The organism is Sphingomonas sp. ASV193 (assembly GCF_040203355.1).
GTDB lineage: Bacteria > Pseudomonadota > Alphaproteobacteria > Sphingomonadales > Sphingomonadaceae > Sphingomicrobium.
Genome location: NZ_JBEHBW010000005.1, coordinates 1 through 17,041, shown reverse-complemented (window position 1 = coordinate 17,041; position 17,041 = coordinate 1). Strand labels below are relative to the sequence as shown.

The 17,041-nt window shown below is 70.5% G+C and carries 17 protein-coding genes; 3 read left to right on the top strand and 14 right to left on the bottom strand.

The genetic code is table 11. From position 1 onward, the window contains the following. Positions 1-2: 2 nt before the first annotated feature. Both ABDK56_RS10190 and ABDK56_RS10185 read left to right on the top strand, forming a co-directional pair. Positions 3-1,316, top strand: a complete 1,314-nt coding sequence (locus tag ABDK56_RS10190; RefSeq protein WP_349808165.1) for a lipopolysaccharide biosynthesis protein — start codon at positions 3-5, stop codon at positions 1,314-1,316. Beyond that, on the top strand, positions 1,316-2,230 hold the full coding sequence (locus ABDK56_RS10185; protein WP_349808164.1) for a glucosamine inositolphosphorylceramide transferase family protein: 915 nt from the start codon (positions 1,316-1,318) through the stop codon (positions 2,228-2,230). Before ABDK56_RS10190 ends, ABDK56_RS10185 begins: the two co-directional genes overlap by 1 nt. Here ABDK56_RS10185 and ABDK56_RS10180 read toward each other — a convergent pair. Genes ABDK56_RS10180 through ABDK56_RS10170 form a run of 3 tightly spaced genes read right to left on the bottom strand, consistent with a single transcriptional unit; the run spans position 2,121 to position 5,951 of the window. After that, positions 2,121-3,239, bottom strand: coding sequence for a glycosyltransferase family 4 protein (locus tag ABDK56_RS10180; protein WP_349808163.1), 1,119 nt, complete (start codon positions 3,237-3,239; stop codon positions 2,121-2,123). The genes ABDK56_RS10185 and ABDK56_RS10180 overlap by 110 nt on opposite strands. A 19-nt stretch (positions 3,240-3,258) precedes the next feature. Further along, positions 3,259-4,737: an ArnT family glycosyltransferase gene (locus tag ABDK56_RS10175; protein ID WP_349808162.1), complete on the bottom strand. Its 1,479-nt coding sequence runs from the start codon at positions 4,735-4,737 to the stop codon at positions 3,259-3,261. 11 nt (positions 4,738-4,748) lie between these two features. Beyond that, a complete protein-coding gene (locus tag ABDK56_RS10170) occupies positions 4,749-5,951 on the bottom strand; it encodes a glycosyltransferase (protein ID WP_349808161.1) in 1,203 nt (400 codons plus the stop codon). Positions 5,952-6,103: 152 nt separating this feature from the next. Here ABDK56_RS10170 and ABDK56_RS10165 point away from each other — a divergent pair, with 152 nt between their 5' ends. After that, a complete protein-coding gene (locus ABDK56_RS10165) occupies positions 6,104-6,415 on the top strand; it encodes a hypothetical protein (protein ID WP_349808160.1) in 312 nt (103 codons plus the stop codon). Here the strand turns inward: ABDK56_RS10165 and ABDK56_RS10160 are convergent. The 11 genes from ABDK56_RS10160 to ABDK56_RS10110 all read right to left on the bottom strand — a co-directional run bounded on the left by ABDK56_RS10160 (position 6,412) and on the right by ABDK56_RS10110 (position 16,743). Then, positions 6,412-7,815: a winged helix-turn-helix domain-containing protein gene (locus tag ABDK56_RS10160; protein ID WP_349808159.1), complete on the bottom strand. Its 1,404-nt coding sequence runs from the start codon at positions 7,813-7,815 to the stop codon at positions 6,412-6,414. The two genes, ABDK56_RS10165 and ABDK56_RS10160, sit on opposite strands and share 4 nt — an antisense overlap. 262 nt (positions 7,816-8,077) lie before the next feature. Beyond that, positions 8,078-8,497: a Ros/MucR family transcriptional regulator gene (locus tag ABDK56_RS10155; protein WP_349808158.1), complete on the bottom strand. Its 420-nt coding sequence runs from the start codon at positions 8,495-8,497 to the stop codon at positions 8,078-8,080. A 110-nt stretch (positions 8,498-8,607) separates the two neighbouring features. Then, a complete protein-coding gene (locus ABDK56_RS10150; protein ID WP_349808157.1) occupies positions 8,608-9,108 on the bottom strand; it encodes a GNAT family N-acetyltransferase in 501 nt (166 codons plus the stop codon). After that, the gene (tsaB, locus tag ABDK56_RS10145; RefSeq protein WP_349808156.1) at positions 9,105-9,716 is read right to left on the bottom strand and encodes a tRNA (adenosine(37)-N6)-threonylcarbamoyltransferase complex dimerization subunit type 1 TsaB; all 612 of its coding nucleotides are present in this window, start codon (positions 9,714-9,716) and stop codon (positions 9,105-9,107) included. Before tsaB ends, ABDK56_RS10150 begins: the two co-directional genes overlap by 4 nt. Before the next feature lie 43 nt (positions 9,717-9,759). Next, positions 9,760-10,341 (bottom strand): NifU family protein, encoded by a 582-nt coding sequence (locus tag ABDK56_RS10140; RefSeq protein ID WP_349808155.1) that lies wholly within the window; start codon positions 10,339-10,341, stop codon positions 9,760-9,762. Positions 10,342-10,373: 32 nt separating this feature from the next. Continuing rightward, entirely contained in the window at positions 10,374-11,276 is a 903-nt protein-coding gene (mmsB, locus tag ABDK56_RS10135) for a 3-hydroxyisobutyrate dehydrogenase (RefSeq protein WP_349808154.1), read from the bottom strand. Between the two features lie 195 nt (positions 11,277-11,471). Next, complete coding sequence (locus ABDK56_RS10130; protein ID WP_349808153.1) at positions 11,472-12,245, bottom strand: enoyl-CoA hydratase; 774 nt, start codon at positions 12,243-12,245, stop codon at positions 11,472-11,474. Between the two features lie 11 nt (positions 12,246-12,256). Further along, a complete protein-coding gene (locus tag ABDK56_RS10125; RefSeq protein WP_349808152.1) occupies positions 12,257-13,327 on the bottom strand; it encodes an enoyl-CoA hydratase/isomerase family protein in 1,071 nt (356 codons plus the stop codon). Next, positions 13,327-14,955 carry a PHA/PHB synthase family protein gene (locus ABDK56_RS10120; protein ID WP_349808151.1) on the bottom strand — a complete coding sequence of 543 codons (1,629 nt, stop codon included), beginning with the start codon at positions 14,953-14,955 and terminating at the stop codon, positions 13,327-13,329. The genes ABDK56_RS10125 and ABDK56_RS10120 overlap by 1 nt, the downstream gene beginning before the upstream one ends. Continuing rightward, complete coding sequence (locus ABDK56_RS10115) at positions 14,955-16,094, bottom strand: acyl-CoA dehydrogenase family protein (protein ID WP_349808150.1); 1,140 nt, start codon at positions 16,092-16,094, stop codon at positions 14,955-14,957. The genes ABDK56_RS10120 and ABDK56_RS10115 overlap by 1 nt, the downstream gene beginning before the upstream one ends. 49 nt (positions 16,095-16,143) lie before the next feature. Beyond that, complete coding sequence (locus ABDK56_RS10110) at positions 16,144-16,743, bottom strand: hypothetical protein (protein WP_349808149.1); 600 nt, start codon at positions 16,741-16,743, stop codon at positions 16,144-16,146. Positions 16,744-17,041: the final 298 nt, after the last annotated feature.

The following is a 17,041-nucleotide window of genomic DNA, read 5'->3' as shown; positions in this document are numbered from 1 at the left end:
CGATGGCCGCCGTCCCCCTCGACCGATCGTTCGGCACCCGGCGAATCTTCGGCAATCTGGGGCTGCTGATCGGGGGCAAGGCGGGGGCGGGGCTGCTCAGCCTCGTCTATCTGGTGATCGTCGCGCGCTCGCTCGGGGCGCACGATTACGGCGTGCTGGTGCTGATCCAGGCCTATATCACGCTGGTCGGCGGGATCATCGCCTTCTCGGGCTGGCACGGAGTGGTGCGCTACGGCTCGCTTGCGCTCGAACGCGGCGACCGGTCAGGGTTCGTCCGGCTGGTCCGCTTCCTCACCCTGGTCGAACTCTCGTTCGGCATCCTCGCGATTCTCGCCGCGATCCTGCTCGCGCGCTGGGCCGGCGCACGGCTCGGCTGGCCGCCCGAGGCGGTCGGCTTCGTGCCCCTGTTCAGCCTCGCAACGCTCGCCAACGTCCGCTCGACCCCGATGGGGATCCTCCAGCTCGAAGGCCGGTTCGACCTCATCTCGGCGCACCAGCTGTTCAACCCGGTGGTCCGGCTGGTCGGCAGCCTGCTCGCGTGGCTCGGCGGCGGCGGGCTCCATGCCTTCCTGCTCGTCTGGCTGCTGTCGGGGATCGCCGAATGGGTCGGCATGTGGGGCTTCGGCCTGTGGCAGCTGCGCCGGATGAAGCTCGGCGTCCCGCTGCTCGGCCCGGTCCGCGGAACGGTCGCCGAGAACGCCGGGCTGCTGCCGTTCATCACCACCACCAATTTCGACATCACCCTGCGCGAACTCGCGCCGCGGCTCGTGCCGCTGTCGATCGGCTGGTTCGCCGGCCCGGCGGCGGCGGGGCTGTTCACCCTCGCGCAGAAAGCGAGCACCATCCTCGAACAGCCCGCGCTGCTGCTCGGCCAGGCGAGCTACGCCGTGCTGGCGAAATTCGCCGCCGCGCGTGACTATGCCCACCTTCGCCACACCGTGTGGCGCAGCGCGGCGGGCGCGCTGCTCGCCTCGGTGCCGGTGCTGGTGGTGCTGGCGCTGACCCGGGACCGGCTGCTGACGCTGATCGGCGGCAGCAGCTTCGCCGGCGGGGCGCTGCTGATGCTGCTGCTCGCCGCGGGCCGGGCGATCGCGATGGCCGCCCCGCCGATCTCGTCGGCGCTGATCGCGATCGGGCTGCCGTCGCGCTCGATCATAGTCAACCTGCTCGCCAATCTGTTGCTGCTGCCGCTGCTCTTCGTCCTGCTCGACCGGTTCGGGCTTCAGGGGGCAGGCTGGCACGCGGTGATCCAGTCGCTGGTGGCGACGGTGGTGCTCGCCGCGATCTTCCAGCGCGCCGCGCGGCGCCTCGGCTGATGGACTTGTGGCGCTGCGGCTATGTCGAGGCGAGCCTCGAGGACGTGATCGCGGCGGGCGGGCTGGCCGGGTATGCGCCGCGCTGGCTGCCCTCGCCGCCGGGGCGCCACCGCTTCCTCGCCGACCCGTTCGGAAGCGCGCGCGGCGACACGCAGCATGTATTCGCCGAGGCGCTCGACTATCGCGACCGGCGCGGGCGGATCGTCGGCTTCACCCGCCACAGCGACGGCCGGCTTGAGCCGCACGGCACGGTGCTCGAAGCGCCGTGGCACCTGTCCTACCCGGTCCTCGCCGAGGAGGCGGGCGAACTGTTCATGCTTCCCGAAGCGCATCGCGGCGGCGGGCTGTGGCTCTACCGCGCGACCGATCTTCCGACCGGCTGGACTCGCGATTCCCGGCTCGGCCTGCCGTTCGTCCCGGTCGACGCCACCCCGCTTCGCTTCGGGGATCGCTGGCTGCTGCTGTGCGCGCGCGCTGGCGCCCCGGCCGACGAGCTCCACCTTTTCGAAAGCGCGCGGCTGGCGGGCCCGTGGCGGCCGCACCCCGCCAGCCCGCTGCGCACCGGCAACGACGGCTCGCGCCCCGGCGGGACTGCGCTGGTCCGCGACGGCGCGGTGCTCCTGCCCGTACAGGACAATCGCGAGACCTATGGCGGCGCGCTTCGCCTGCTGACGATCATGGCGATCGGGACCGACCGCCCCGCGATCTCGCTCGGCCCGCGCCTGACCCCGCCCGCCGACACGGGCGGGCACGACGACGGGCTTCACACCCTCGCGGCGTGCGGCCCGATCACCCTGTTCGACGTCAAGCGGATCGACCGCTCGCTCGGCGGCCGACTGATCGGCGCGCTCGGCAAAGTTCGCCGAGCCGCCGCACGATCTCGCCCGCGCGCGCCTCGAACAGGTCGGCGCTGAACCGCTCCAACAGCCGCGTTCGCCCTGCCGCGCCCATCGCGTGAAGCCGCCCGGGCGCGACGAGCGCCGTCTCGATGGCCGCCGCGAGCGCGACCGGATCGCCTGGCGCGACCAGCGCGCCGGTGACCCCGGGCACGACCGAATGCGCCATTTCCCCGACCGCCGAGGCGACCAGCGGCAGCCCCGCCTGCATCGCCTGGTGCGCCGCGACCGCGCACCCCTCGGACCGCGACGGCTGGAGGTAGAGGTGTAGCCCGGCGAGGAAGTCGAGCGGGTCGTCGATGAACCCGGCCAGCGTGACGCGCTCTTTGAGCCCGGCCGCGCCGATCGCCGCCTCGAGTCGCGCGCGCGCGTCCCCCTCGCCGCCGATCGCCAGCGTCCACGGGGTCGTGCTGCTCACCCGCGCCAGCGCCTCGACCAGCACGTCATAGCCCTTGACCGGGTGGAGCCGCCCGAGCGAGCCGAGCCGCACCGGCTCGCCCGGACTCCACGGCGCGGCGTGCGGCGCCTCGGGGTCGGCGCGAAAGATCGGCCATTCGACGATCCGGTCGGGCGCGATCCCGATCGCTCCGCGACAGAAATCGGCCACCGCCGCGCTGTCGGCGACCCACAGCGCGCTGCGCCGCCGCGCCAGCCGCATCAGCCTGAGGTTCGCGGGCTTGAGGAAGGCAGCGTGCTGCCAGCTCACCACCGGCACCCCGAGCGGCCGCGCCGCCGCCTGCCCGAGCAGCGTCGCGCGGGTCAGCGAGGTCCACACCGCGTCGGGCCGCCGCTTGGCCAGCTCGGCCTTGAGCCAGCGATAGGCCGACCAGTGGTCGGCCGTGCCGCCCGCGCGCACCGTGACCTCGGTCCCGCCGGCGCGGATCGCGGCCTCGGCGCGCCCGTCGCGCCGCGCCAGCGCCAGCACGCTCACCTCGGCCCCGTGCCGCGCCAGCGCGGCGACGATCGACGGCACCGGGAAGGCCGCGCCGCCGCCCTCGAGCGAGTTGATGACATAGGCGATCCGCATTCGTCCGCCTCCCTCGCGCTCACATCCCGTTGCGGCGATAGACGAGGCGGTAGCGCTTGCCGGTCCGCTCGGCCAGCACGAGGTGATAGTCGCGCGCCAGCGTCGCGCGGACCATTGCATAGGTCTTGAGGTTGCCCTCCTCGAACGGACGGTCGTCGAGCACGATCGTCTCGGGCCGCGCGGCGAGGATCCGCGCTTCCTCGGCCTCGGGATCGACGCCGAGCGCGGCGGCGCTGTCCTCGTTGGCCATGTTGAGGTGGCCGGGAAAGATGAAGCGCGTCGGCAGGCAGCTCTGGGTCAACCGGTAGAGCGCGGGATAGCCGTCGTAGACGTAGAGGCAGCCGCCGTGGGTCGGCCGCGCGGCGGCGGCGACCGCCGCGGCCTCGCGCGCGCCGCCCTTGTTGCGCTCGAGCTTGGCGAGCACCAGCTGGCCGATCAGCGCGGCGACCAGCAGCCCGGCGACCGCCGCGATGCGCCAGCCCCTGGAGTCGCGCAACCGCTCGGCGCTGGCGATCACCGCCGGGACCAGCATCGGCGCGGCATATTGCGGGGTGGGAAAGCTGCGCATCGCCAGCATTCCCAGCAGCGCGGCGACGAACCAGCCGCGCGCGAAGCGGGCGGTTGGGGGGGAGGGGGCGGCGGGGGAGGGGAAGCGCCGGGGCCAGAAGGCCATCAGGAAGAAGGGCGACATGATCCCCAGGATCGCCGCCAACCCCTCCACGCTGACCTGCCAGCGGTCGCCATGCTTGCCCCACATCGATACGAAATTGGCGAACAGATACTCGCGTCCATGCCCGATCGCGGCGTACCAGCCCCACGCCAGCGCGGTGGGGGCGAGCGCGGCGGCGACCCATGCCGTCGCCTGCCCGGCGAGCCGCGCGGGGGCCGCCCCCGCCTGCCGGCTCGCCTGGAGCAGCGCCAGCCCGAAGAAAATCCCCTCGAACAGCGCGGTATATTTGATCTGGATCGCGATCCCGACCAGCAGCATCGCCGCGACCCCGCTCGCCGTGGCCACCGCCACGCCTTCGTTGCCTCGCCGCCACGCCCGCTCGACCAGTAGCGCCGCCGCGACCATCGGCAGGTTGAAGAACACCGGAGCCTGCCCGCCCTCGCCCTCGACGAACACCAGCCAGACGAGATAGGCGATTGCCGCCGCCAACCCGCCAAACTCGCCGCCGCTCCGGCGCGCGAAGCGCCAGATCAGCAGCGCGGTTGCCCAGACGAAGCCGAGCGCGACCATCTGCGCCTCGATCGTTCCCTCGCCGCCGAGCAGCCGCGCTCCCGCATAGATCAGGAACAGCCCGATCGGTTTGCGATCGAAGATGGTGACGAACGGCAGGTCGCCGTGGACCATCCGGTCGCCGACGACGAGGTAGAATTGCTCGTCGAACCCGACCACCGGGTTGCCGAAGGTGCGCCAGCGGACCGCGACCGCGACCAGCAGCAGCGCCGCGACCAGCGCCGAACGGCGCCATTCGGGCGCGGACCGACCGGGCATCGCCGCCGCGCTCAAGCCTCGGCGAGCCCGTCGACGCGCGCGGCGAACGCCGGCCGCGCCCGCCCCGACGCGTGTCGCGCCGCGACCGCGCGGAACACCGCCTGGTAGGCGCTCGCCCCCGCCTCGATGGTGTAAGCGTCGGCGTCGAATGCGTAGGCAGCGCGCGGCGGCAGGCTCGCCGACATCGCGCCGATCGCCGCGGCGAAGGCATCGACGTCCCCCGGCGCGACCATCATCGCCGCCGGATAATCGTCGACCAGCCCGGCTACCCCCGGCCCGCAGTCGGTCGCGATCACCGGCAGCCCGATCGCCAGCGCCTCGATCAGCACCGCCGGCGCGCCCTCGTAACGCGACGACAGCAGCAACACCTCGTGCCGCACCAGCTCGCACGCCGCGTCGCGCACATAGCCCGCGAAGCGCACCCGCTCCGCGATCCCCAGCTCGCCGGCCAGCCGCTCGAGCGGCTCGCGCGCGCAACCGGTGCCGTAGATGGTCAGCCGGTCCTGTTCGCCCGCGCCCGCCGCGAACGCCGCGAGCATCGTCGGATAATCCTTTTGCGCGACCAGCCGGCCCATCGCCACGAATGCGCGTCCCTCGCGCGGTGCGGGGGCGGGGAGCGCGCGCAGCCGCTCGACCTGCGCGCGGGTCAGCGCGGGGTCGGGGATCACGCTGATCCGCTCGGGCGCGACCAGCCCGTCGAGCTGCGCCGCCATCGCCGGGTGGATCGCGACCCAGTGGTCGACATAATGGATCTGCATCCGCCGCCACAGCGCGTACCACCAGCGCCCGCGCGGGCCGAGGTCGGGGCGAATCAAATCGTTGCTCAGCTTGGCGACCACCGGCGGGCAGTGGCCGGGCAGGAACTGCTTCATCACCGCCGCGACCACCGTGTAGGTATTGCCCGCGCAGAACAGCAGGTCGGCGCGGCGCTTCAGCACCCACGGCAGGATCGCACGGATCGTCCAGATCGCCTCCGACCAGCCCGACCAGAAGCGCCGGCGCGGCGTGTCGTAAGCGAGCCCGGCGGCCAGCTCCCCGCCCAGCGGCCCGTCGGGCAGCCCGATCAGCAGCGGCGCGTCGTGCCCGGTCTCGCGCCAGCGCCGGACCAGCCGAAGCGCGACCCGCTCGACCCCGCCGGGGGCGAAATTATGCAGATAGGTCAGCACGCGCGGCGCCGACTCGCTCGGCTGGGGAAGGGCGGGATCGCGCGGCATGACAGGCGCGAAGCGCCCTAGTCAGCTTCGCCCGCCGCGGCAATCCGCCTTGTCGCGGCGCCCGATCATCAGGACTCCATCATGTCCTCCGCGCTCGGCCCGGCCGATCAGGCCTCGCCCGACAGGGCAACACAGGATCGAGGAGGATCGATATGAGGAAATTGCTCGCCGCCATCCCGGCCGCCGCGCTCGCGCTCGTCGCCACGCCCGCCGCCGCGCACCACATCAATTATCTCGACACCCCGTTCGACAGCTTCAGCAGCTGCAACGTGTTCAACAAGCAGCTCAGCAACGACGACGACTTCCTGCTCGACGCCTTTCCCGGCGTCTTCTCGAGCGAGGGCGAGGTGCGCAGCTTCCTCAACAAGGCCTTCACCTGCCAGCAGTCGGGGGACAGCTGGTACATCACCGACCACCGGCTCGAAGTGCTGCAGAGCGACTGGTGGGCCAACCGCAACAACTAGGGGGCGGGGGAGGGGCCGGCGCCGCGCCGGGCAAGATAGTCGGGCGTGACCCCGGCCTCGTCCCAATAGTCGCTAAGCCCGATCCGCTCGCAAAGGTCGCCGAAGCGCGGATCGTCGCGGACCCCGGCGAACACCGGGGTGAACAATATCTGGGTCAGCCGGCCGTGCTGCTCGTTGAGCCGCGGCTGCTCGCCCGCCACCTGCAGCGGCACCGGGCGGTCGCCGTCGCGCAGGTAATAGGCCCACGCGACCGCGAACAGATCGTCGATCCGCCCCAGCAGCGACAGGCCGAACATCGCCTGGATCGCCGGTGACGGCCCGGCGGCGGCGAAGGCGCGCGCGCGCTCGACCGCGCGCTCCCTTCCATCGTCTCCCGGTTCGATCGCGGCACCCACCGCGTCGCGCAAATAGGCCAGCATCGGCGGCGCGAACGCGGGCCGCACCGGTCCGTCGAGCATCGCCAGCGCCGCCGCGGCGCGCGCCGTGAAGGCGAAGGTCCAGAACCGCGCCAGCCACGCTGCGGGATGACGCGGATGAAGCTGCACCGCCGCATCGGCGGCATGGTCCATCGTCGTCAGGTCGCCGAAGGACCAGTTCTGGTAGACCGTCTTGTAGCCGTGAAGCGCGGCGAGCGGGTCGCGCGCGATCAGCGGACGCCGGCGCTCGATCGCCGCGCGGACCTGCCCGGTCGCCATCTCGAGCACGGCGAGGTCGTTGTGCGGGACCGGGTGGGCGGGATTGGCGTCGCACAGGACGCCCAGCCGCCGCGCGCTGTCGCTCCAGCGGCCATAGAGCGGCGCGACGCTGACCAGCGCGGTCGCCGCCTCGACCTGCCCGGAATCGATCGCCAGCGCTTGCCCCGACGCGCGCTCGCACGCCAGGACATGGTCGTCCGCCTCGGTGGGCGCGGCATATTCGGCGGCGTGGCGGTAAAGCATCGCCAGCCAGCCCCACAGCGCGGCATCGCCCGGAACCGCCGCCGCGGCGCGCTCGATCAGCGCGATGGCGACCGGGTCGGGCTGCGGCAGCGCCAGCCGCCAGCTGTCGAGCGCCTGTCCCAGCGCCTGCGCGCGCGTCGCCTCGGGCGCCTGCGCCGCCGACGGGCGCAGCCGGAGCGAATAGCCCTGCGCGGGGACGGTCGCGATCTCGATCGACTCGGCACCGACGTCGCCCAGCCGCCGCCGAAGCACCGCGACCAGCCGGTTGAGATTGTCGTCGCCGACCGCGGGCGAAGCCCACAGCGCCTCGAACAGCGCGCGCCTGGGCACCAATTGGCCCGCGCGCTCGGCCAGCGCCAGCAGCAGCGCCATCACCAGCGGCTCGACCGAGACCGTGCCCGCCGGCCCGGCGAGCGCGCGCTCGGCCGGGTGGACGGTCAGTTCGGCGATCTCGATCCGCACGCGCGACGTCCCCCCGCTGCCGCGCGCGCCTCATCGGCCCCGGCGCGCCGCGACGCGGGAAATCATGTCATAGAAAGGGGACGATGGGCAATCGCGACGGGATCGTTCCTGACCGGCGGCGCGCGCGTGGGATAGGGGCCGTCACGGAGGAAATCCGTGACGTCGGTCCTGTCCGTCTGCGCGGCAGGCCGTCCGAGCCTCGCCGGCTCTTCGCGCTGCTCCGGCGACGCTTTGCGTCGGCGTCGCTGCGCTTGGCGGCTCGCTATTTCTTCGTGCGCTTGCCGCGCTTGGTGCCCAGCCCGATCGACTTGGCGAGCGTGCGGCGCTGTTCGGCATAGTTGGGCGCGACCATCGGATAGTCGGCGGGAAGTCCCCACTTGGCGCGATACTGGTCGGGGGTCATCGAATAGTGGGTCATCAGGTGCCGCTTGAGCATCTTGAGCTTCTTACCGTCCTCGAGGCAGACGATGTAGTCGGGCTTGATCGATGAACGGATCGGCACCCGCGGCTCGGGCTTCGCCTCGGGCGCGGCGCTGGTCCCGCTGAGCCCGGCGAGCGCGCCATGAACGTTCTGGATAAGATGCGGCAAGTCGTTGACCGCGACGCTGTTGTTGCTGACGTGCGCCGCGACAATATCGGCGGTGAGCGTGATCAGCGTATCGTCGTTGTGGAGGTCGTTCATGGCTTTTCCGTTCCCGAGCTGACAAGAAAAACTACGCAATTTCGGCTTTGCGTTCCGGTTATACTAAAGAATATTATTTAAAGGCGAAAGCAAAAGCTGCTTATCGCAGGTTAAGTCCTGCCTTCGAGGACCAGCGTAATCGCGTCGTGCCGTTCGCCCGACGGGCCGCTGTAATAGTCGCGGCGGCGCCCGGCGGGCCGGAAACCACTGGCGCTATAGAGCGCGATCGCCGGATTATTGTCGCGCATCTCGAGATGCAGCCGGCGCGCCCCCTCGGCGTGCGCGCGGGCGACGAAATCGTCGAGCAGCGACTGGCCGAGCCCATGGCGCTGCGCTTCGGGCGCGACCGCGATCAGCAGCAGCTCGGCCTCGTCGGCGATCGTCCGCGCCAGGCTGAACCCGGCGACCGGGTCGCCCGCCAGCCGCATCGACACACCCATCATCGGCAGGATCCCGGCGCATTGCGATCGGGTCCAGCCCTCGCCGTAGCGCGGGTCGAACGCGGCGCGCATGATCCGGTCGACCGCGTCGAGATCGTGCTGCGTGCCGTCGCGGATCGGCACCGCGGCCTGCGCCATCCCGGGGCCCGGATCGCGCGGCGCGCTGCTCATGCCGCGCGCGCCTTGGCGTCGGGCGCGCGGGCATAGGCGGGGCGCGGCGGCAGCGATTGCTCCTCGACCGGCAGCCGAAGCGCGTTCGCCGCGCTCGGCAGCAGCTCGGGACCCGCACCGCCCCCAGCCTCGCCGCGCGCCGCGACCAGCGCCGCTGCGCCGCCGCCGACCACGGGCAGGTGAGGGAAGCGCGCCGCGGCCTCGGCCGGGGCGAGGCTCGCCACCGCCTCGGTCGGGCGGCGCTCGGCGTCGAACGGCTGGACGAACAATTCGCCGTGCCCGCCCGCGACCGCGACCAGCAGCGAGCCCGGCGGCCCGCCCGCCGCGACCAGCGCGAGCGAATTCATCCCGTGCACCGGCACACTCCAGCCGATCCCCAGCCCCTCCGCGCAGGCGATCCCGACGCGGATGCCGGTGAAGCTGCCCGGTCCGACCCCGACCAGGATGCGGCTCGGTACATGGCCGCCCAGCAGTTCCGCAATCATCGGGGCGAGGCGCTTGTCGTGGCCGCGTCCAATCAACTCGTCGGCGCGCGCCACGACGTCGCCGTCGGGCCCGATCAGCGCGGCGGTGCAGGCGGCGGTCGACGTGTCGAGCGCGAGGATCATCGTTTGATTAACGTCACAATCGCGGGCGTCGGGCAACCCCGAATCAGACCGCCTCGATCGTCTCGACCTCGGGGACGTAATGCTTGATCAGCCCCTCGACCCCGCGCTTAAGCGTCACCGCCGACGACGGGCAGCCCGCGCAGGCGCCGTGCATCGACAGGTAGAGCTTGCCGTCCCTGTAGCCGCGATAGCTGATGTCGCCGCCGTCGGCCGCGACCGCCGGGCGGACGCGGGTGTCGAGCAATTCCTTGACCTGCTCGATGATGTCGGCATCGGCCGGATCGTCCTCGAACGACAGCGGCGCGGGGTCGGGCGCGACCTCGATTCCCGCCGCATCGCCCCCGGCGAAAAGCGGCGCGCCGGTGACGAAATGGTCGAGCAGCAGCCCGACCACATCGGCCTCTAGCTCGGGCCAGTAGGCGGGGTTCTTGACCGACACCGACACGAAGTCGCGCCCGTAATAGACCCCGTCGACCACCCCGGTCGCGAACAGCGCGGCGGCGAGCGGGCTCGCCTCGGCCGCCTCGGCGCTGGCGAAATCGCGGCCGCCGGTGGGCAGCACGACCTGGCCGGGCAGGAACTTGCGGGTCGCCGGGTTGGGCGTCTTTTCGATGTCGATCTGCATGGCGCGCGATGTGGTCGCTTCGCCCGCCCTAATCAAGCGTCGCCGGGCACCTGCCAGCTGTCGTCGATCATCTTGATCAGCGCGGAAAAGTCCTTGCCCGCCCCACCACGCTCGACGAACCGCTGGTACAATTCCTCGGCCTCGCCCCCCATCGGCGTGTAGGCCCCGGCTTCCTTCGCCGCTTCCATCGCCAGCTTCAGGTCCTTCAGCATCAGCGCCGCCGCGAACCCACCCTCGTAGTCGCGGTCGGCAGGAGTTTCCGGCCCGACGCCGGGGAGCGGGCAATAGCTGGTCATCGACCAGCTCTGCCCGCTCGCCTTCGACGAGATGTCGAAGAAGGTCTGCGGGTCGAGCCCCAGCTTCTGCGCCAGCACGAACGCCTCGCAGGTCCCCGCCATGGTGATCCCGAGCAGCATGTTGTTGACGATCTTGGCCGCCTGGCCCGATCCCGCCGCCCCGGCATGGATCACCGCCTTGCCCATCTTCTCGAGATAGGGCTGCGCCTTGGCGAACCCTTCGTCGCTGCCGCCGACCATGAAGGTCAGCGTCCCCGCGTCGGCCGCCGCGATCCCGCCCGACACAGGCGCGTCGACCATGGTGTAGCCCGCGCCCGCCGCCTGCGCCGCGACCGCCTTGGCGGTGGCGACGTCGATCGTCGAACAGTCGATCAGGATCGCCGAGCTCGGCGCCTTGCCGATCACGCTGTCGGCATAGACCCCGGCGACGTGCTTGCCCGCCGGAAGCATGGTGACCACCGCGTCGACCCCCGCGACCGCTTCCCCGGCGCTGGCGGCGATCGACGCGCCGTTGCCCCGCGCCCGCTCGATCGCCGCCTCGGCGAGGTCGAAGGCGACCACCTCGTGCCCGGCCTTGACCAGGTTCGCGGCCATCCCGCCGCCCATGTTGCCCAGCCCGATGAACGCGACTTTCTTCATTTCTGAGACGCCTTTAAAAATTGTATTCCCAAAACATAAATTGCCGAAAGAACAACAATGGCCGCGGCAAAGCTCAACTGCGCCTGCCGACTAGCGAATAAACCGCGTCGGAAAGCGCTCACCGCCCAAGGCAACAGGACAAGCGAAAACGCGACGGCAAGAGCGATCGCTATTTGTCCTAGCCCTCGCTTCACCTCACTTCCCGGTCCAGTTGCCCGGCCGCTTCTCGACGAAGGCCGCCATGCCTTCCTTCTGGTCGGCCGTGCCGAACAGCCCGTGGAACAGCCGCCGCTCGAAGTTGATGCCCTGCGCCAGCCCCATGTCGAAGGCGGCGTTGACCATTTCCTTGTTGGCGATCGCGGCGAGCGGGGCCATCCCGGCGATCTCGCGCGCGACTTTCAGCGCTTCCTCGACCAGGGTCGCGGCGGGGACGACCCGCGCCACCAGCCCCGACCGCTCGGCCTCCTCGGCGCCCATCATCCGCCCGGTCAGGCACATTTCCATCGCCTTGGCCTTGCCGACCGCGTGCGCCAGCCGCTGCGACCCGCCCATGCCCGGCGTGACGCCCAGCTTGATCTCGGGCTGGCCGAACTTGGCATTGTCCCCGGCAATGATGAAGTCGGCCATCATCGCCACCTCGCACCCGCCGCCGAGCGCATAGCCCGCCACCGCCGCGATCCACGGCTTGCGGGTGGCGGTGACCTTTTCCCAGCCCTTGAAGAAGTCGGATGCGTACATGTCGGCGAAGCCCTGGCTCGACATCTCTTTGATATCGGCCCCCGCCGCGAACGCCTTTTCGCTGCCGGTGAGGACGAGGCAGCGCTGCCCCGCGTCGGCGTCATAGGCCGCGAAGGCGTCGATCAGCTCGCTCAGCACCTGCGAATTGAGCGCGTTGAGCGCCTGCGGGCGGTTGAGCGTGACCAGCGTGACGCCGTCGTTCTGCTCGACCAGGATGGTTTCGTAGGTCATCGGGTCACTCCTCAGGAATCGAAAGGCCGCCATTCTTCCTCGACCGGAAGCGGCTCGAAAAACGCCTCGACGTCGCGCTCGCCGATCGCCTGCGGGACGGTCGGGTGCCAGTTGGGCCGGCCGTCCTTGTCGATCAGCAACGCGCGCACGCCCTCGGCGAAATCGGGATGGCGGATCAGCCGCACCATGATCCCATATTCCATCCGCATCTCGTCGACGAAGTGGAGCTGGTAGGGGCTTTCTTGGAGCAGCTTGAGGCTGACCTTGCACGCCATCGGCGACTTGCCGCGGATCGTCGCGGCTTCCTTGGCCGCCCACGCGTCGCCCTCGTCGGCCCCCGCGTCGAGCGCGTCGAGAATGTCCTCGAGCCGGTCGGAGGCGAAATAGCGGTCGATCTTGCCGAGATTCCCCGCGATCCGCGCGGCCGGCACCTCGTCCTCGCTCAGCTCGTCGAGGATCGCCTGGACGCGGAACGGCTGCGCCATGATCCGCTCCTTGGCCTCTTCGAGCCGGTCGGAGCGGATGTAATGCGTCGCCAGCCGCAGCTTGAGGCACTCGGCCCCGTCGAGCCGCGCGCCGGTCAGCGCGAGGAACTGCGCCAGCCGCCCGCGCAACCGCGACAGGTAACGCCCGCCACCGACGTCGGGGAAAATGCCGATCGTCGTCTCGGGCATCGCCAGCACCGTCCGCTCGGTCGCGACGCGGTAGCGGCACGGGCAGGCGATGCCGACCCCGCCGCCCATGGTGATCCCGTCCATGAACACCACGCCGGGCTTGGGAAAGGTATATTCGAGGTGGTTGAGCCGATATTCGTCGAAGAAGAATTGCGCGCTGTCGGGCGCGTCGGGGTCGCGCGCGATGGCGACTACGTCGCCCCCTGCGCAAAAGCCGCGTCCGTCCGCATGGTCGATCAGCACGATCCGAACGTCGGGATCGTCGCGCCATTCGTGGAGCGCGTGCGCCATGTCGCGCACCATCTGCCGGTTGAGGCTGTGCAGCGCCTTGGGCCGGTTGAGCCGAAGCCGCCCGGCCAGCCCTTCCTTGTAGGTCAGCACGTCGCGCGTGTCGGCGTCGCTCGCCATCACGGCATCATCGCGTAACTGCCGGGGGCGGGCTCGATCGCGTCCTCGATCTTGCGCGCCGCGACCGCCTTGCCGCTGCCCTTCGCCGCCAGCCAGCGCGTCCACCACGGCCACCAGCTTCCCTCGTGCTTTGTCGCGCCCGCCAGCCAGTCGCTGGCGCTTTCGGGCCTGTCGTCGCGGGTCCAATAGCCATGCTTGTTGCGCGAGGGCGGGTTGATCACCCCGGCGTTGTGGCCGCTGCCGCCGAGCACGAAGTCGGCGCCGAGCAGCCGCGCCCCGCGATAGACCGCCTCCCATGCCGAGACATGATCGTCCTTCAGCGCGATCACCAGCATCGGCGTCGCAATCTTGGCGAGGTCGATCGGCGTCCCCTGCACGTCAAACCCCGCCGGCTCGACCAGCTTGTTGTCCTTCAGCAGCGCGCGGTTGTAGCTCTTGAGGAACCCCGCCGGGATCCGCGCCCCGTCCTCGAACCAGGTCAGCAGGTCGCTCGGCGGCGCGTCCTTGCCCAGCAAATAATGGTTGACCACGCTCGACCAGATCAGGTCGTTCGCGCGCATCGCCGCGAACAGCCGCTGCAGCTCGACGCTGTCGATATAGCCCTGCCCCTCGAGATGATCCTCGAGCGCCGCCAGATGCCCTTCGTGAACGAACGCCGACCAGTCGCGCATGTCGGAGAAATCGACCAGCGACCCGATCAGAGTCGCCGAATGGACCTCGTCCGAGCGCTTCTTGGCGGCCAGCCACGCCACCGCGATCGCCGCCAGAGTCCCGCCGAGGCAGAAGCTGAACAGGTCGGGCGCGTGCCCCGTCCGCCGCTTCGCCTCCTCGATCGCCGCGACGATGGCGAGGACATAGTCGCCAACGTCCCTGTCCTTGTGCTGCGGCCCCGGGTTGACCCACGAGACGACGAACACGCTCCGCCCCTCGCCGACCAGCCACTTCACGAACGACTGCGAGGGCGCGAGGTCGATCATGTAGTAACGATTGACCAGCGGCGGCACGTAGAGCAGCGGCTCGGCCGCGACCGTGTCGGTGGTCGGCGCATATTGGATCAGCTGGAACAGCTCATGCTCATAGACGACCGATCCCGGCGTCGCGGCGATCGTCTCGCCCTTGACGAACGCGGTGTCGTCGGTGCGGCGGCGGACGATCCCCTGTCCCGCCGCGACGTCCTCCATCAGGTTCCTGAACCCTTCGACCAGGTTCGCGCCGTTGGTCTCCTTGGTCCGCCTGACCACCTCGGGGTTGGTCACGGCGAAATTGGCGGGCGACACGGCGTTCAGATACTGGTCGAGCAGGAAGCGCTGGGTCGCCTTGGATCCTTCGTCCCCGCCGCCGAGGTCGACCATATGCCGCAGCTGCGCCGAGGCGAGCAGGTAGCTGTCGCGAAGTCCGCGAAACCACGGGTCCTCCTGCCATTCCTTCGCCATGAACCGCCGGTCGCGCGGCGCCTCGCCGGCCTTGCCGGTCAGCGCGCTCGTCCAGAAATCGCCCCATTGCTGCGCGGCGTCGATCTGCACCTTGAGCAGGTCCTGCGGCCGCGCCGCGAACCCCATCATCGCCTCGCCCGCCGCCTCGGCCAGCGCGAACGGATCGAACGGCAGGGTGGGCTTCTTCGCGGCCATTACTGGCGGGTCAGTTCGCGGCCGACGATCATCCGCATCACCTGGTTGGTGCCTTCCAGGATCGAATGGACGCGAAGGTCGCGCCAGAACCGCTCGACCGGGTAATCCTGCAGATAGCCGTAGCCGCCGTGGAGCTGGAGCGCGCGATCGACGACGCTGCTGCCGGTGTCGGTCGCGAAGCGCTTGGCCATCGCCGCGAACTTGGTCTTGTCGGGCGCGTTGGCGCTGACCTTCGCCGCCGCGACGTACAGCAGCTGCCGCGCCGCCTGAAGCTCGGTCTCCATGTCGGCCAGCATGAACTGCGTGTTCTGGAAATCGGCGATCGCCTTGCCGAACTGCTTCCTGTCCTTGGTGTAATTGACCGCCTCGTCGAGGCAGCGCTGCGCCCCGCCCAGCGAGCAGGCGCCGATGTTGAGCCGCCCGCCGTCGAGCCCCATCATCGCGATCCGGAAGCCCTCGCCCTCGGCGCCGATGCGGTTGGCGAGCGGCACGCGCACCTCGTCGAAATTGACCTGCGCGGTCGGCTGCGAATGCCAGCCGAGCTTCTTTTCCTGCGCGCCGAACGACACCCCCGCCATGCCCTTTTCGATGACCAGGCACGAAATGCCTTTCGGCCCGTCCTCCCCGGTGCGGACCATCGTCACGTAAATCTCGTTCTCGCCCCCGCCCGAGATGAACGCCTTCGACCCGCTGACGACATAATCGTCGCCGTCGCGAACCGCCCTCGTCTTGAGCGCCGCGGCATCCGACCCGCTCGACGGCTCGGTCAGGCAGTAGCTGCCCATCCTCTCCATCGTGATCATCGACGGGAGGTACTTCGCCTTGACCTCGTCGGACCCGAACCGGTCGATCATCCACGCCGCCATGTTGTGGATCGAGATGAACGCGCTGGTCGACGGACAGCCATAGGCCATCGCCTCCATGATCAGCGCCGCCTCGAGCCGTCCCAGCCCGATCCCGCCGCTCTCCTCGCTGACGTAGATCGACCCGAAGCCGAGCTCGGCCGCGGCGCGGATCGTGTCGCGCGGGAAGATGTGCTTCTCGTCCCATTCGGCGGCGTTGGGGGTGATCGCGTCGGCGGTGAATTTTTGCGCCATCTCCTGGATTTGGCGCTGATCGTCGGTCAGGTCGAACTGCATGCCGCGCGCCCTAGCAAGCGACCGCCGGAGCCGCAATCGCGCGCGCGGCTCAGGCGCACCGCTGGTAGGTCAGGTTGACCGGCGGTTCCTGCCCCCGCTCGGCGTCGGTCCGCCGCTGCAGCCGGTCGCCCGCCAGCGCTAGCCGCTCGTTGCGCTGCCACTCCTGTCCCTCGCCGCTGAACGCGTAGCGCGCGTCGAACCGGGTCGCGGTGCTGGCGATCACCCGCATCGGCACGCCGCGCGACTCGTAGAAGCGAAGCTGGTCGGCCGCGATCGTCAGCAGCCCCTTGGCATCGCCGCGGGTCGAGGTGCAGTCGGCGCGCCCGAGCCCCCAGCGCCCGTGGAACGCCGACGGGATCTTGATCCCGCCCGGCGCGCCGGGGGCGGCACGGCCGGGAATCGGATGGATGCTGTTCATCACCGGGCCGCCATCGCCCGCCGTGCCGTTCTCGGCGGCGCTGGCGGCATTTTCGGCCTTCAGCGTGTTCGCGTCGGGCACGTCCTCGTCGGGCGGCACAACCTCGAAATTGTCGGTCGCCGGGGTGGCGGCGTCATTGTCGGTGGCATTGTTCATCGGGTCCGCCGCCTTGTGGCAGCCGGCACTCGCGACGAGCAGCAGGGCGGGGAGGGCGAGGGGGAGGATTTTCATGAAGGACTAACGCCTCCGCTCTTCGTCGGTGCCATCGACCCCGCCCGCCGAGCGCTTGCAGCGCCCGGCGTGGTTCGCCGCTCGACCATCCCCCGGATGGAGTCGCAGCGATCACCCGCCCGCCGAGCGCTTGCAGCGCCCGGCGTGGTTCGCCGCTCGACCATCCCCCGGATGGAGTCGCAGCGATTACCCGCCCGCCGAGCGCTTGCAGCGCCCGGCGTGGTTCGCCGCTCGACCATCCCCCGGATGGAGTCGCAGCGATTACCCGCCCGCCGAGCGCTTGCAGCGCCCGGCGTGG

Coding starts and splice junctions, on each gene's coding strand:
- ABDK56_RS10140 (WP_349808155.1), bottom strand. CDS start 10,341: ATGCAGATCGACATCGAAAAGACGCCCAACCCGGCGACCCGCAAGTTC.
- ABDK56_RS10165 (WP_349808160.1), top strand. CDS start 6,104: ATGAGGAAATTGCTCGCCGCCATCCCGGCCGCCGCGCTCGCGCTCGTC.
- mmsB (WP_349808154.1), bottom strand. CDS start 11,276: ATGAAGAAAGTCGCGTTCATCGGGCTGGGCAACATGGGCGGCGGGATG.
- ABDK56_RS10190 (WP_349808165.1), top strand. CDS start 3: ATGGCCGCCGTCCCCCTCGACCGATCGTTCGGCACCCGGCGAATCTTC.
- ABDK56_RS10130 (WP_349808153.1), bottom strand. CDS start 12,245: ATGACCTACGAAACCATCCTGGTCGAGCAGAACGACGGCGTCACGCTG.
- ABDK56_RS10110 (WP_349808149.1), bottom strand. CDS start 16,743: ATGAAAATCCTCCCCCTCGCCCTCCCCGCCCTGCTGCTCGTCGCGAGT.
- ABDK56_RS10150 (WP_349808157.1), bottom strand. CDS start 9,108: ATGAGCAGCGCGCCGCGCGATCCGGGCCCCGGGATGGCGCAGGCCGCG.
- ABDK56_RS10180 (WP_349808163.1), bottom strand. CDS start 3,239: ATGCGGATCGCCTATGTCATCAACTCGCTCGAGGGCGGCGGCGCGGCC.
- ABDK56_RS10175 (WP_349808162.1), bottom strand. CDS start 4,737: ATGCCCGGTCGGTCCGCGCCCGAATGGCGCCGTTCGGCGCTGGTCGCG.
- ABDK56_RS10170 (WP_349808161.1), bottom strand. CDS start 5,951: ATGCCGCGCGATCCCGCCCTTCCCCAGCCGAGCGAGTCGGCGCCGCGC.
- ABDK56_RS10155 (WP_349808158.1), bottom strand. CDS start 8,497: ATGAACGACCTCCACAACGACGATACGCTGATCACGCTCACCGCCGAT.
- ABDK56_RS10125 (WP_349808152.1), bottom strand. CDS start 13,327: ATGGCGAGCGACGCCGACACGCGCGACGTGCTGACCTACAAGGAAGGG.
- ABDK56_RS10120 (WP_349808151.1), bottom strand. CDS start 14,955: ATGGCCGCGAAGAAGCCCACCCTGCCGTTCGATCCGTTCGCGCTGGCC.
- tsaB (WP_349808156.1), bottom strand. CDS start 9,716: ATGATCCTCGCGCTCGACACGTCGACCGCCGCCTGCACCGCCGCGCTG.
- ABDK56_RS10185 (WP_349808164.1), top strand. CDS start 1,316: ATGGACTTGTGGCGCTGCGGCTATGTCGAGGCGAGCCTCGAGGACGTG.
- ABDK56_RS10115 (WP_349808150.1), bottom strand. CDS start 16,094: ATGCAGTTCGACCTGACCGACGATCAGCGCCAAATCCAGGAGATGGCG.